The sequence below is a fragment of the Mesorhizobium sp. B2-4-15 genome (genome assembly GCF_006658505.1).
In the GTDB taxonomy this organism is placed as follows: domain Bacteria; phylum Pseudomonadota; class Alphaproteobacteria; order Rhizobiales; family Rhizobiaceae; genus Mesorhizobium.
In genome coordinates, this window is sequence record NZ_VFUZ01000027.1 from 12,054 (window position 1) to 26,641 (window position 14,588).

Here is a 14,588-nt window from a genome sequence, read left to right on the forward strand (position 1 = left end):
TGTGGCACCGCCCCGTTTCGCGAACCTTATTCGGCGATATCGACGCCGTCAAAGCGATGGATGCCGAGCGGATCCATCGCAAAGCCGGTGACGGTCTTCTGCATCGGCATGAACACCTTCGAGTGGGCGAGCGTCGCCCACGGTGCCTGCTCCTTGAAGATGACCTGTGCCTTTTCGTAGAGCTTGGTGCGCTCGGCCTGGTCGGAAACCGTCTTGGCCTTGTTGATGAGCGCGTCAAAATCCTTGTTGCACCATTCCGCGCGGTTGTTCGAACCGACGGAAGCGCAGCTCAGGAGGACGCCGAGGAAGTTGTCCGGATCGCCATTGTCGCCGGTCCAGCCGACGATGACGGCGCCGTCGTGATCGACGGCGGAAGCGCGCTTGAGGTATTCGCCCCAATCATAGCTGACGATGTTGACGGTGACGCCGACCTTGGCGAAGTCGGCCTGGATCAGTTCGGCGGTGCGGCGCGCGTTCGGCATGTACGGACGCGACACGGGCATCGCCCAGACGTTCATCTTGAGGTCCTTGACGCCGGCTTCCGCGAGCAGCTTCTTGGCCGCATCCGGATCGTACGGATCGTCCTTCACTTCCTTGTTGTAGGACCACATGGTCGGCGGGATCGGGTTGATCGCCACCTGGCCCGCGCCCTGGAACACGGCGTCGATAATGGCCTTCTTGTTGATGGCCATGTTGAGCGCCTTGCGGACGCGCACATCATCGAACGGCTTCTGCTGGGTATTGTACATCAACGCGCCAACGTTGAGGCCTTCCTGCTCCGCGACCGTCAGGTTCGGATCAGCCTGCAGACCTTTGATGTCGGCCGGTGCCGGGTAGGACATGATGTTGCATTCGCCGGCCTTGAGCTTCTGCGCGCGCACTGCCGGATCGGTGGTGATGGCGAAGACCAGATCGTCGATCTTCTGCTTGCCGCCCCAGTAATCCGGATTGGCCTTGTAGCGGATGGCCGCGTCGGTCTGGTAATCGACGAAGATGAACGGACCGGTACCGATCGGCTTCTGATTGAACAATTCAGGCGTCTTGTCCGCCTGCAGCTTGTCGGCATATTCCTTGGAAACGATGGATGCGAAATCCATGCCCAGCGTCGGGATGAAAGTGATCGCCGGCTCCTTCAGGCTGAACTTGACCGTCAGGTCGTCGACCTTCTCCACCTTGGTGATGTTATCGCCGAACTGGTCGTTGTAGTACTGGTAGGCGATACCCGGAATGTACTGGAACCAGGGACCGTTCTTGTCGACCTGACGCTGGAAGGAGAACACCACATCGTCGGCGTTCAGGTCGCGCGTCGGCGTGAAATAGTCGGTGGGGGCGAACTTGACGCCCTTGCGCAGCTTGAAGGTGTATTCCTTGCCGTCGTCGGAGATCGTCCAGCTCTCGGCCAGGCCGGGCGAGATCGTGGTCTTGCCATGATCGAATTCGACGAGACGGTTGAAAACGGTACGCGAGGAAGCATCGAACGTCTGTCCCGCGGTGTACGGCGCCGGGTCGAAACCTTCCGGCGAAGCCTCAGCGCAATAGACCAAGGTTTTCGCGTTGGCCACGCCCCCCAGGACGCTTGCAGCCAGCAACGCGGCTGCAAAAGTCAATTTCTTCTTCATTGAGCACTCCCTAGATGTTCTTCCAAGCCCCTCTATCAGGCTCGCGAAGCGCGCATATAAGCACCGTTTTTCCGGCTTTGGAACACCCCGCTTGCTTACCCGGCGGGAAGCAGGAAAAAAATCCGCGATTTCACTAAACGGCAGAAAAAATGAGCAGTTTTTTCCATTCACGATATTGTTAACGACCGCATTTTTTTATTGATCGGCGGTTCCGTGAGATCGGCGCCGTGTTCGCCCTCGTCCGACCGCGGATGTGGAAAGATACCGGGTCCAAGTGTCGCCGGCGGGAAAGATTTTCGGCGGCAAATCTTTCGGGCGCCCTGCCGCAAGGGCAAGGCTTGCACCGCCGCCGATAGAGGCAATACATAGATGGATATGCTGGCGGCAGCGGAGGATGTCTCTGTCAATTCGGAGGCGAGCGCGGCGCTGGCTGACAAGAGACGGGCGAACAAGAACTGTCGAGGAGGAACGGGTGGCAAAAGCATCGAAGGCGCCGGTGAAAGCGGCGGCCAAGGCAGTCACGAAACCAACCGCCGCCGAGGGCCAAGGTAAAGCCGCCGCCAAAGCCGCGCCTTCCGAGACGGCAGCAAAGCCTGCCAAGAAGGCACCGGCGGCCAAAACGGCGGCGACGGCCAAGCGCACCACCAAACCGGTGGCGAAACCCGCTTCGGCGAAGACCTCTTCGACAAAGGTTGCTCTCACAAAGACCGGGGCGAACAAGTCCGGAGCGGCGAAGGCTGCACCGCCAGAGGCACCGATACCGGCGCCGGCAGCCGGCCAGCGGCTGCCAAAGGCACTCACCGAGCTCGCCGCCGGCCTGCCGGACAAGCCGTGGCTGAAAAGCTATCCGAAGAACATGCCGGCCGAGATCGGCCCCCTTCCCTACAGCTCCATCGGCGACTTCCTTGTCGCGGCGTGCAAGCAGTTTTCCGGCCAGCCGGCTTTCACCTGCATGGGCAAGTCCATCACCTATGCGGAGCTCGAGCGGCTCTCGGCGGCTTTCGGCGCCTACCTCCAGTCGACAGGACTGCAGAAGGGGGAACGCGTCGCGCTGATGATGCCGAACGTGCTGCAGTATCCGGTGGCGATGATGGCCGTGGCCCGCGCCGGCTACACGGTGGTGAACATCAATCCGCTCTACACGCCGCGAGAACTGGAACATCAGCTCAAGGATTCCGGGGCGCAGGCCATCGTCATCCTGGAAAACTTCGCCGGCACCTTGCAGACCGTGGTCGCGCGGACTTCGGTCAAGCACGTCGTCGTCGCCGCCATGGGTGACATGCTCGGCGGCCTGAAAGGCACGATCGTCAATCTGGTCGTGCGCCGCGTCAAGAAAATGGTGCCGGCCTGGTCGCTCCCGGGCCATGTCCGGTTCAATGCCGCCTTGAAGGCCGGCAGCGGCATGAATTTCAAGCCGGCCACGGTGGCCGCCAATGACGTCGCCTTCCTGCAATATACCGGTGGCACAACGGGAATCTCGAAAGGCGCCACCCTGCTGCACAGCAATGTGCTGGCCAATGTCGCGCAGAATTCGCTGTGGGTCGAGGATGCCTACACGATCAAGCCGAAGCCTGCTCATCTCAACTTCGTCTGCGCCCTGCCGTTGTACCATATCTTCGCGCTGACGGTGAACGCGCTGATGGGCATGCAGCAAGGCGCCCAGAACATCCTCATCCCCAACCCACGCGACATTCCGGGCTTCGTCAAGGAACTCGGGAAATATCCGGTCCACATCTTTCCCGGCCTCAACACGCTGTTCAATGCACTGCTCAACAACGAGGATTTCCGCAAGCTCGACTTCAAGCCGCTGATCCTGACGCTTGGCGGCGGCATGGCAGTGCAGAAGGGCGTCGCCGAACGCTGGAAAGCGCTGACCGGCTGTCCGGTCAGCGAAGGTTACGGTCTCTCGGAGACCTCCCCCGTGGCCACGGCCAACAAGTTCTCGTCCAGCGAGTTCACCGGCACAATCGGCTTGCCGTTGCCCTCGACCGAAATCGCCATCCGCGACGATGACGGCAACAACGTGCCGTTGGGCGAGGTCGGCGAAATCTGCATCCGGGGACCGCAAGTGATGGCCGGCTACTGGAATCGGCCGGACGAGACCGCCAGGGTGATGACCAAGGACGGTTTCTTCAAGTCGGGCGACATGGGCTTCATGGACGAGCGCGGCTACACCAAGATCGTCGATCGCAAGAAGGACATGATCCTCGTCTCCGGCTTCAACGTCTATCCGACGGAACTCGAGGAGGTGGTGGCGCTGCATCCGGGCGTGCTTGAAGTGGCGGCGATCGGCGTGCCGGACGAACACTCCGGCGAAGTGCCGAAGCTGTTCATCGTCAAGAAGGATCCGGCCCTGACCGTCGAAGCCATCACCGCCTATTGCCGCGAGAACCTGACCGGCTACAAGCGGCCCAAATACATCGAATTCAGGACCGAATTGCCGAAGACGCCGGTCGGCAAGATCCTGCGGCGGGCGCTGCGCGGCTGATTTCAGTGGGTGACGATACCGTCGGCGACGAGGCGCCGGATAAGGATTTGCCTGACCGGCGCCCGCGCCTCGACCCGGCGGCGTTCATCAAGGCCAACATGCGGCTCGTGCGGGTGCCCGCGCTTCCCGAAATCCAGCTTTACACCGCCCACCCGGGCAGCGGTTTGAGGCGCCTCGTCGACCCCGAGGACGATGCGGACGACGACCTGTCGGAACCACAGCCGCCCTACTGGGCCTATACATGGGCCGGCGGCGCCGTGCTGGCGCGCCACATCCTCGACCATCCGACGACCGTGACAGGCCGCCGCGTGCTCGACCTTGGGGCCGGCTCCGGCATCGTGGGCATTGCCGCGGCGAAGGCTGGCGCGCGCGAGGTGATCGCAGCCGAAACCGACCGCAATGGCGTTGCCGCGCTGGCTCTCAACGCTGCCGCCAATGGCACCGCTATCGCCGTAATTGGACACGACATCACCACGGGGCCGCCACCCGCCGTCGACCTGGTGCTCGCCGGTGACGTGTTCTACGGGCAGGATGTCGCCCTGAGGGTGATGCCTTTCCTCGACCGCTGCCTCGCCGCCGGCATCGAGGTCCTGGTCGGCGATCCCGGCCGGACCTGTCTGCCACGATCACGGCTGCGCCTGCTTGCCGAGTACAAGGTGCCGGATTTCGGCGAGGCGAAAGAGTCCGCGCTGAAGCCGAGCGGCGTCTTTCGTTTCGAGGCCGGGACCGCGCCCGCCCTGCCCGGAGCGATCAAACAGTCTCCCTAACCCGCGCCGAAAGGAAATCCGGCAGATCGGCAACCGAATCCAGGATGATGTCGGCAATCTCGGCGAGCGACTCGCGTGTACCGGTGCCGGAGAGCACGCCGACCGCCAGACCACAGCCACCGGCGCGCGCCATTTCGAGATCGTGCCTGTTATCGCCGACCATGGCGATCTCCGCCGGCTTCAGGCCGGTGAGGTCGCAAAAGGCCTGGATGGTGTCGGGCGCGGGTTTGGGACTGGCCACGGCGTCATAGCCATAGGCGGCGTCGAAAAGCTGGGCGACGCCGAGCGTGACCAGAGTCTTTTCCGCGCCGCTGGTCGAATCGTTGGTGGCGACACCAAGCCGGTAGGATCTTTTGTGCAGCACGGCCAAGGTGTCGACGATGCCGGGCAGCGCCACCGCCATCGCCGAACCCTGTACCGAGGTGATCTCGTTGAAGCGGGCGACGGCCAGCATCTGGTCCTCATTCGACAGGCGCGGAAACCAGAGTTCGACGACGTCGAGATTGGTGCCGGAGGCAAAGATCGAGTCCGGCTTGAAGCGCCGGTTGGCGAAGTCGAAGCCGGCGGCCGAAAGCAACCTGTCCGCCTTCCAGCGATCGCCGTCGGATGCGTCCATGGCCATGAAGTCGGCGACGCCGAGCCAGGTCGCGTTGAAGTCGACAAGTGTCCCGTCCTTGTCGAACAATATCCCCTTGATGTCTGCCAAATCAGTCACTCCGAACCACGCAATTGGTGGATGCGTTCCACAAGGCCCCTCGTCGAGGCGTCCCGGTTTGCGGCGCTTTCCTTGCCCTCCACGACAGGCAGCAGGCCGGTCGCCAGTTCCTTACCGAGCTCGACCCCCCACTGGTCGAAGGAATTGATGTTGAACAGCGTGCCCTCGACGAAGACGCGGTGCTCATAGAGCGCGATCAGCCGGCCGAAAGTGCGCGGGTCGAGCTTGCGATAGAGAATGGTCACCGAAGGCCGGTTGCCGGAGAAAACGCGATGCGGCGCTATTCTGTCGACATCGGCCGGCTTCATGCCCTTGGCCAGCATCTGCGCGCGCGCCTCCTCCAGGGTGCGGCCCTTCATCAGGGCTTCCGACTGCGCCAAGCAATTGGCGAGCAGCAGGTCATGCTGATGCTTGAGGTCAGGCTCGTGCCCCATGGCGGCGGCAAGGAACTCGACCGGGATGAGGTCGGTGCCCTGATGCAGGAGCTGGAAGAAAGCGTGCTGGCCATTGGTGCCGGGCTCGCCCCAAACCAGCGGCCCGGTCGGCGTCGTCACCGGAGCGCCGTCAAGGGTGACGCCCTTGCCGTTCGATTCCATATCGAGTTGCTGAAGATAGGCAGGCAGCCTGGACAGGCGCTGGTCATAGGGGATGACCGCGCGGGCCGGATAGCCGCAGATTACGCGATGCCACCAGCCGATCAGCCCCAGAAGCGCCGGCAGGTTCTTCTGGAGCGTTGCTGAGCGGAAGTGCTCGTCCATTTCATGGGCGCCATCGAGGAAAGCGCGAAAATTTCTCGGACCGACAGCGATTATGACAGGCAGGCCGATCGCGCCCCAGACCGAATAGCGGCCGCCGACCCAATCCCAGAAACCGAAGACGCGATCCGATTCGATGCCGAACTTCGCCACCAGGTCGAGCGCCGTCGAGACGGCGGCGAAATGCTTGCCGACCGCTTCCTTGCCAAGTGCCTTCTGCACCCAATCGCGCGCGGTCTGCGCATTGGTCATCGTCTCCACGGTGGTGAAGGTCTTCGAGGCGATGATGAACAGCGTGGTTTCGGCTGACAGGCCCTTCAGCGTGTCATGAATGTGGGCGCCGTCGATGTTGGAGACATAATGCGCGCGCGGACCGTCATGATAGGGAGCGAGCGCCAGCGTCGCCATGGCCGGGCCGAGGTCGGAGCCGCCGATGCCGATGTTGACGATGTCGGTGATCTTCTTGCCGGTGGCGCCGGTCGCCTTGCCGGAGCGGACGGCATCAGCGAAGGCGCCCATCGCATCGAGCACGGAAATGACATCCGCCTTGACGTCCTGGCCATCCACTGTAACGCCCTTGCCGCTGAGGTTGCGCAGCGCCGTGTGCAGCACGGCACGGTCCTCTGTGATATTGATCTTCTTGCCGGCGAACATGGCGGCACGGCGGCCTTCAAGATCGGCGGCGACGGCGAGCTTTTCCAGCAGATCCATGGTGGTCGCGTCGACGGCGCATTTCGACCAGTCGAGCAGCAGGTCGCCGTCGGCGGCGGAGAATGTCGCGAATCGCTGCGGATCGGCGGCGAAGGCCTGGCGCATCGAGGCGGGCGCCGCGGCGCGATGATCGCGCAAGGCGGCGAGCTGTTTCTGGAAGGCTGACTGATCCACTGGCGGGGGCTCCTGGCGTTTTTCGACACACCATATCAGACCGGATGTTTCCGGCGCGTGTCGTCGCGGCAAAACTATTGAGCCGAATTCCGTCCGGTCAATACGCGGCGACGACACTTTCTGTCACGCGGTGAGGACATAATGTGTCACCAGCCACGTGACAGCACCTCATTCGGCCGAAGGATCACTGGCATAAATCCCAAAGATCAGAAAAATTGATTGGCGCAACCCCTTGTGCCACCGTTACATTCGACTGGTCCAGCCAAGTGAAAAAAGCTGGCCATCGAGGAACATCTCCCATGCCACAGAGAAACGACACGGCGATATGGTCCGGCTTGTTCCGGATATCGGCTGAATCCGGCCAGACCCTGCAGGCGCAGATCCGCCAAGCGATCGTGGCCGCCATTCTCGACCGTCAGATCGCCGCTTCGATGCCGCTTCCTTCCTGCCGGATCCTGGCCGAGAAACTCGGCGTGGCGCGCGGAACCGTGGTGCTGGCCTTCCAGCAGCTCGTCGACCAGGGTTTCCTGGTGGCGCGCGAGCGGCGCGGCCATTTCGTCAATCCAGACGTGCTGGCGACCCCCGCCAAGCCGCACCAGAAGGCGCCCGACCAGGCCAACGAGATCGACTGGAAGGCACGCCGGCAGATCGCGGCCAGTGACATGCCGCCCCCGGCCAAGCACGAGAACTGGATCAAGTCGTCCTATCCCTTCGTCTACGGCCAGTTCGACCCGGCGCTGTTCCCGACCGCCGAATGGCGCGAATGCAACCGCATGGCTTTGGCCGTGCTCGAGATCCGCAACTGGGCGTCCGACATGGTCGACCGTGACGATCCGCTGCTGATCGAGCAGATCCAGGCGCGGCTGCTGCCCAGGCGCGGCATCTTCGCCAACCCCGACGAGATCATCGTCACGCTCGGCGCCCAGAACGCGCTCTACATGCTGGCGTCGCTTTTGATGACCAAGGGCTCGAAGGTGGCGATGGAAGATCCGGGCTACCCCGACGCGCGCTCGATTTTCAGGCTTGCCGGAGCCGACATCCAGCCAGTTCCGGTCGACCAGTCCGGTATCGTAACCTCTTCTATTCCCAATGATTCCGGGTTCGTGTTCGTCACGCCCAGCCATCATTGCCCGACCATGGTGCCGTTGTCGGCCGAGCGCCGGCAGGACCTTCTGGCGCGCGCCAACCGGCACAACCAGATCATCATCGAGGACGGCTATGACAGTCAGCTTCTCGACGAGGCGCCGCAGCAGGCGCTGAAGAGCCTCGATCGCTCCGGCCGCGTCGTCTATGTCGGCTCGATGTCGAAGACGCTGGCTCCGGGCCTGCGGCTTGGCTACATCGTCGCCTCCGCTGGACTGATCGCGGAACTCAGGGCGTTGCGCCGCTTCATGCTGCGCCATCCGCCGGCCAACAACCAGCGCGCCGTGGCACTCTTCCTGTCGCTCGGCCATCACGAAGCGCTGGTGCGGCGGCTGTCGAGCGCCTTCGACGAACGGCGCAAGCGTCTGGTCCATGCGATTTCCGCTTTCCTGCCGGAATGGCGTTCGACCGACTCGGCCGGCGGCACTTCGCTGTGGCTGGAGGGGCCGCGGGGTACCGATTCCCGCGGTTTGGCCGAGGCCGCCGCCTCGCGCAGCGTCATCATCGAGCCAGGCGACCGCTTCTTCGACCGCACCGAAAAGCCTTCGCGTTTCATGCGATTGGGCATTTCCTCGATCGCGCTGCAGCACATCGAGCCCGGCATCCGTGAACTTGCCACGGCCGCGGGACGCAGGCCCGCTGCCGCCTGATCAATCGCCTCGATCTCGTCGCCGGAGCCGCCCTTGGCGGCTCCGGCTTGTTTTAGTACTGGCACATGTAACTGGGCCAGCTGGCTCATAGGATGGGCCAGTGCCAGCGGCATAGTCGGCGTCAGGGGAAGAAGCAGGCCGATGGTGGATCAACCGCCGCGAGCTCCTGCCGACAAAGGTGGAGTGCTTCATGCCAGCGGCTGTTGAAAGGGAGGACATGTCGGCTACCCGTCGTCCACAGCGCTCCGGCGACTGCGAAACAGGCCATGCCATGCGATCAGTTTCCCTGGCGGGAGACACTGGACCACGAGGCCAATCCACCGAAGGCGGCAGCTACGGGCCCTTGCGCGGGAACGACTGCGAACGCATCCATGAGGGGGTGCTGACGCTTCTTGAAACGGTCGGCTTCGCCAACGCCATCCCTTCGTGCATTGAAGCGCTGACCAAGGCAGGCGCCATCCATGGCGATGACGGCCGCATCCGCTTCCCACGTGCGCTCGTGCTCGATACCATCAAGCGCGCAGCCCGGCATTTTACGCTCCATGGCCAGGATGCAAGGCACGACATGGTGATGCGGGGCACCCGTGTGCACTTCGGTACGGCCGGCATTGCCGTGCATCTGGTGGATCTCGAAAAGCGTGAGTATCGCGAATCCAAGCTGCAGGACATTTATGACGCCGCCCGCATCGTCGATGGGCTGGACAACATCCACTTCTTCCAGCGACCGATGGTGGCGCGCGACATCGCCGATCCGCTCGATATGGATTTCAATACGCTCTATGCGTGCGTGATGGGGACTTCGAAACACGTCGGCACGTCCTTCACGGTGCGCGAAAACGTCAAACCGGCGCTCGAAATGCTCTATGCCATTGCCGGCGGCGAGGCGAATTTCCGCGCCCGGCCATTCGTTTCCAACTCCAACTCCTTTGTCGTGCCGCCGATGAAGTTCGCCGAGGATGCCTGTGGCGTGCTCGAGGCCTGCGTGGAAGGAGGCATCCCTATCCTGCTCCTTTCCACCGGCCAGTCCGGGACGACCGCCCCGGCAGCGATGGCCGGCGCTATCGCGCAGGCGGTGGCTGAGGTGCTGGCCGGCCTCGTCTATGTCAACGCCCTCAAGCCAGGTCATCCGGCAATCTTCGGAGCATGGCCGTTCATGTCGGACCTGCGCACCAACACGATGGCCGGCGGGTCGGCCGAACAGGCGGTGGTGACGGCGGCCTGCGCGCAGATGGCGCGGTTCTACGACCTGCCGGGCGGTTCCGCGGCTGGCATGACCGATTCGAAACTGCCCGACATCCAGTCCGGCTACGAGAAGGGTATCACCAATGTGATGGCGGGCCTTTCCGGTCTCAACCTCATCTATGAAGCGGCCGGCATGCACGCCTCGCTGCTTGGCTTCTGCCTGGAAAGCCTGATCATCGACAACGATATGCTCGGTGAGTGCCTGCGCTGCGCGCGCGGCATCGAAGTGAATGATGAAGCACTGTCGATCGAAACCATCGCCGATGTCTGCCTCAAGGGGCCAGGCCACTATCTTGACAACGAGCAGACGCTCAAGCTTACGCAGACCGAGAATTCCTACCCCGCCTTCGGCGATCGTTCCTCACCGAAGGAATGGAACGAAAAGGGCCGGCCTGATATATTGGCGCGGGCAATCGCCGAGAAGAAACGCGTTCTTGCCGAGCGATTTCCGCGCCATGTGCCAAAACCGGTCGACGACAGATTACGCGCCCGTTTCGGCAACCTGATCCACTTGCCGCGCGCAAGCATGGGCGGTTAGCCAGGAAACAGGCTTGCAGCCATACAGCCACCAGCCAGGACCAACCATCGGGCAGAACGACAAATGAGTCTCCATCCTATCCAGCAAACCTCCAATGCCGCCGACGCAATCGACCGCTTGATCGCCTCGCACCGGCCGGGCTACGGCCTGACGCGCGCCTTCTACCATGACCAGGATATTTTCGAGCGCGACATGGAGCGCGTCTTCCGCCGCCACTGGCATTGCCTGGCGCATGCCAGCGTCATTCCGAACCCGGGCGACTTCGAACGGTTCAAGCTCGGCGACGAGGCCGTGATCCTGTCGCGAGGCATGGATGGCACCATCCACGCCATGCTGAACGTCTGCCGCCATCGCGGCGCCGAGGTCTGCACCAAGGAGAGGGGCAATGCGAAGGTCTTCGTTTGCCCCTACCACGCCTGGACCTATTCAAACGACGGATCGCTTCGCGCCGCCCGCCTGATGCCAAAGGAGTTCGACCGCACCGCGCACGGGCTGAAGAAGCTCCACGTCCGTGTCGCCTCGGGGCTGGTGTTCATTTCCTTCGCCGAGACGCCGCTCGATTTCGATCCGATCGAACAGTCGCTGCGCACCAGCTGCGGCCAGTATGGCTGGGGCGATGCCAAGGTCGCCTACAGGCAGAGCTATCCGCTCGATGCCAACTGGAAACTCGCCGTCGAGAATTATGTCGAGTGCTACCACTGCGGACCGGCACATCCGGAATATTCGCAGACGCACGCGCTGGAAAAACCGGCGGAGATGATCGAGCAGCTCAACGCCGCGATGGAGCAGCGCACCTGCGCGCTCGGCATCGAGATCGGCAGCGGCGACCGCTGGCAGAACTCGGCCGCCGGTCAGGAAGCGATCCACACTTTCCGCTATGCTCTCTATGACGGCGTTTCGAGCGGCAGCCAGGATGGCTCGCCGGTAGCGCCGCTGATGGGCCGCTTCACCGACTACGATGGCGGTGTCACGTCCATCCATCTCGGCGGCACGACCTTCCTGGTCTGCTACCCGGACCATGGCATGATCTACCGCTTCATCCCGAAGACGGCACAGACCTGCGAAATGGAGCTGATCTGGCTGATACGGGGCGATGCGGTCGAGGGCCAGGACTACGACCTGGAAAAACTGACCTGGCTGTGGAAGGTCACCACCGACGAGGACAAGAAGATCATCGAGCACACCGCACGCGGCGTGCGCTCGCATTACTTCGTGCCGGGGCCGATCGCGCCGATGGAATACAACGAGCTGCGCTACATCGGCTGGTATCTGGAAGAGATAGGTCGGCCTTAGCAGTTTAGTCCCGGCATTTTGGCCAAAGGAATACAAAGCCAGCGCACGGCACGGACCAAGCCTGCCGCGCGGTCGAGATCGCTCCGCCTATATCGCGCCGGTGGCGAAGCCGTAGAGCACTCCAAGCATCGAGCAGACAGCCAACACCGGCAGCATGCCAACCTTGAAGCGGAAGACGGCCAGCAATGCCCCCAACGTCAGGACCAGCGAGGGGATGTTGATTGAACTCAGCACCGGCACGTCGACATTCATGCCGAAACCTTGCCTTTCATGCAGCTCGCGAAACAGCACGTGGAGCCCAAACCACACCGCCAGGTTCAGGATCACGCCAACGACGGCGGCGGTGATCGTCGCGAGCGCGGCGGACAACGCCTTGTTGCTTCGCAATTTCTCGATGTAGGGGGCGCCGAGAAAGATCCAGAGAAAGCACGGCGTAAAGGTGACCCACGTCGTCAAAAGGCCGCCCAGGGTTCCGGCAACGAGCGGATGAAGCGTGCCCGGCGCGCGAAACGCACCCATGAAACCGACGAACTGCGTAACCATGATCAAAGGGCCAGGCGTGGTCTCGGCCATGCCGAGGCCATCGAGCATCTCGCCAGGCTTGAGCCAGCCATAGGTCGTGACGGCCTGCTGCGCGACATAGGCGAGTACCGCATAGGCGCCACCGAAGGTCACCACGGCCATCTTCGAGAAGAAGATGGCGATGTCGGTAAAGACATCCCCGGGCCCGAACAACGCCAACAGGCCGAGGACCGGCGCGAACCATAGCACCAGAAACACGGCGGCGATTTTGAGCGACCAGCCAAGGGTCGGCCTCGCATGGACTGGTGTGTCTTCGCCCAGCGCCGTGTCGGCATCGGCAACCTGCTGGCCGCCGACCTTGCCATGCCCGTTGCCGGCCATGAACGGCGCCAGTTCCGACCGCCCGCCGATGAAGCCAATCACCGCGGCCGTCAGTATGATCAGCGGAAACGGCATGCGGAAGAAGAAGATCGCGATAAAGGCGGCGGCGGCGAGCGCCACCATGACGTTGTTCCTGAGCGCCCGCTTGCCGACCCGGACCACAGCTTCAAGCACGATGGCCAGCACAGCGGCTTTCAATCCAAAGAACAGAGCCTGGATCATGCCGACATTGCCAAAGATTGCGTAGATCCAGCTCAGCGCCATGATGGCAAGGACACCAGGCAACACGAACAGGATACCAGCGACGAGCCCGCCCTTGGTCTTGTGCAGCAGCCAGCCGATATAGATCGCGAGTTGCTGAGCCTCGGGGCCTGGCAGCAGCATGCAGTAGTTCAGCGCATGCAGGAACCGCGTCTCGCCGATCCAGCGTTTCTCCTCGACGAGGATACGGTGCATCACTGCGATCTGCCCCGCCGGGCCGCCAAAACTCAGTGCCGCGACCCGCGCCCAAACGCGGACGGCTTCGCTGAACGGAATGCCATGAGCCGGCGTGCCGGAAAGTCTCGCCGGCGTCGCCTTGATGCTCTCGGCCTTGTTCATCGGCTCGTCCCTATTTGTTTGTCCGCGCCCGCACCGGGCCAGTTGTGCGTTTCCTCGATGGCGTCGCGACACCAACGAAAGAACGCGTCGTAGAAAGGCATGCCTGCTTCCAGCTGTTCCAGATCGTCGCGAAACATGCGCGACAGGCCAAGCGAGGCGGCCAGAAAGCCGGCAGCCTGGGGTACCAGATCGAGTCTCGCGGTGTCGGCGGCGCGCACGATCAAGGCAAGGCGATCGAGCGCCTCGGATTTCAGCCCGAACTCCTCGATCATCGTGTCGAAAGTGCAGCGTTCGCCGCGATGGCTCCAGAACACATTGTCGATGTCGAACGGCACGGCCTGAAAGCGGTCGGCCACATCGGGCACTTCGGCCGCTTCGACAAACAGGAACACCGCGTCAGGATCGACGAAACGCCGGATCAGCCAGGGGCAGGCGATGCGGTCGACCTTCGGGCGGGCCCGCGTCACCCAGATGGTTCGGCCGCTGGGGTCGCGGGACGGTATCTTGCCTGAATGCGCCAGAAGCCCCTTCGCTTCGCGCCAGGCTTCAAAGCCGCCTTCGAGGGTTTCGGCGGAAATTCCCTCATGCCGCAGCCATGCGGCAACACCTTGCGAGAGTTTCCGGCCTTTTTGGCAGACCACCACCACCGGCTTGCCGGCGAAATCCGATGCCCAAGTCGAAACGGTTTTGAAATCGCGCCGGCTCGAAGCCGGCAGCAGGCGCGGATCGGCGTCGAAATCTTCATCGATGCGAACGTCGACGATTGCGGGCGCGCCCGGCAGACCGACCAGACGGGACAGTTGCGAAACGGTGATGGCGGTTGTTGACGGCATGGCGTCCACCTCCTGATAGAGAAGTTTGGACGCGAACGTTGGGCTGACGCCTCACGGGGTCGTCGCGATACACCCCTTGCCCCGATGGTGGATTTGTCGGGCGCGCTTGTCAAGGATGGCAAGCGGCCTGATCGCGATCAAGCCGCTTGCGTTGTGC

General features: G+C 62.9%; 10 protein-coding genes. 5 read left to right on the forward strand and 5 right to left on the reverse strand.

Annotated features, from left to right (window positions below; translation table 11 throughout):
* Positions 1 to 26 precede the first annotated feature (26 nt).
* On the reverse strand, positions 27 to 1,619 hold the full coding sequence (locus FJ930_RS24975; protein WP_141840510.1) for an ABC transporter substrate-binding protein: 1,593 nt from the start codon (positions 1,617 to 1,619) through the stop codon (positions 27 to 29).
* 472 nt (positions 1,620 to 2,091) lie between these two features.
* Here FJ930_RS24975 and FJ930_RS24980 point away from each other — a divergent pair, with 472 nt between their 5' ends.
* Both FJ930_RS24980 and FJ930_RS24985 read left to right on the forward strand, forming a co-directional pair.
* A complete protein-coding gene (locus FJ930_RS24980) occupies positions 2,092 to 4,107 on the forward strand; it encodes a long-chain fatty acid--CoA ligase (protein WP_141840511.1) in 2,016 nt (671 codons plus the stop codon).
* A 98-nt stretch (positions 4,108 to 4,205) separates the two neighbouring features.
* The gene (locus FJ930_RS24985; RefSeq protein ID WP_140744654.1) at positions 4,206 to 4,874 is read left to right on the forward strand and encodes a 50S ribosomal protein L11 methyltransferase; all 669 of its coding nucleotides are present in this window, start codon (positions 4,206 to 4,208) and stop codon (positions 4,872 to 4,874) included.
* Here FJ930_RS24985 and FJ930_RS24990 read toward each other — a convergent pair.
* Positions 4,858 to 5,580, reverse strand: coding sequence for an HAD family hydrolase (locus FJ930_RS24990; protein ID WP_140744576.1), 723 nt, complete (start codon positions 5,578 to 5,580; stop codon positions 4,858 to 4,860). The two genes, FJ930_RS24985 and FJ930_RS24990, sit on opposite strands and share 17 nt — an antisense overlap.
* A gap of 5 nt (positions 5,581 to 5,585) precedes the next feature.
* A complete protein-coding gene (gene pgi / locus FJ930_RS24995; protein WP_141840512.1) occupies positions 5,586 to 7,229 on the reverse strand; it encodes a glucose-6-phosphate isomerase in 1,644 nt (547 codons plus the stop codon).
* 299 nt (positions 7,230 to 7,528) lie between these two features.
* Between pgi and FJ930_RS25000 the strand changes: the two genes are divergently transcribed.
* The 3 genes from FJ930_RS25000 (at position 7,529) to FJ930_RS25010 (ending at position 12,095) form a co-directional block, all read left to right on the forward strand.
* Positions 7,529 to 9,022 carry a PLP-dependent aminotransferase family protein gene (locus FJ930_RS25000; protein WP_140691141.1) on the forward strand — a complete coding sequence of 498 codons (1,494 nt, stop codon included), beginning with the start codon at positions 7,529 to 7,531 and terminating at the stop codon, positions 9,020 to 9,022.
* Positions 9,023 to 9,212: 190 nt separating this feature from the next.
* Positions 9,213 to 10,802 carry a trimethylamine methyltransferase family protein gene (locus FJ930_RS25005; protein WP_141840513.1) on the forward strand — a complete coding sequence of 530 codons (1,590 nt, stop codon included), beginning with the start codon at positions 9,213 to 9,215 and terminating at the stop codon, positions 10,800 to 10,802.
* Between the two features lie 63 nt (positions 10,803 to 10,865).
* Complete coding sequence (locus tag FJ930_RS25010) at positions 10,866 to 12,095, forward strand: aromatic ring-hydroxylating dioxygenase subunit alpha (protein ID WP_141840514.1); 1,230 nt, start codon at positions 10,866 to 10,868, stop codon at positions 12,093 to 12,095.
* An 87-nt stretch (positions 12,096 to 12,182) separates the two neighbouring features.
* Here FJ930_RS25010 and chrA read toward each other — a convergent pair whose 3' ends face one another.
* Positions 12,183 to 13,598 (reverse strand): chromate efflux transporter, encoded by a 1,416-nt coding sequence (gene chrA, locus FJ930_RS25015; protein ID WP_141840515.1) that lies wholly within the window; start codon positions 13,596 to 13,598, stop codon positions 12,183 to 12,185.
* Entirely contained in the window at positions 13,595 to 14,431 is an 837-nt protein-coding gene (locus FJ930_RS25020; protein ID WP_141840516.1) for a chromate resistance protein ChrB domain-containing protein, read from the reverse strand. The genes chrA and FJ930_RS25020 overlap by 4 nt, the downstream gene beginning before the upstream one ends.
* Positions 14,432 to 14,588: the final 157 nt, after the last annotated feature.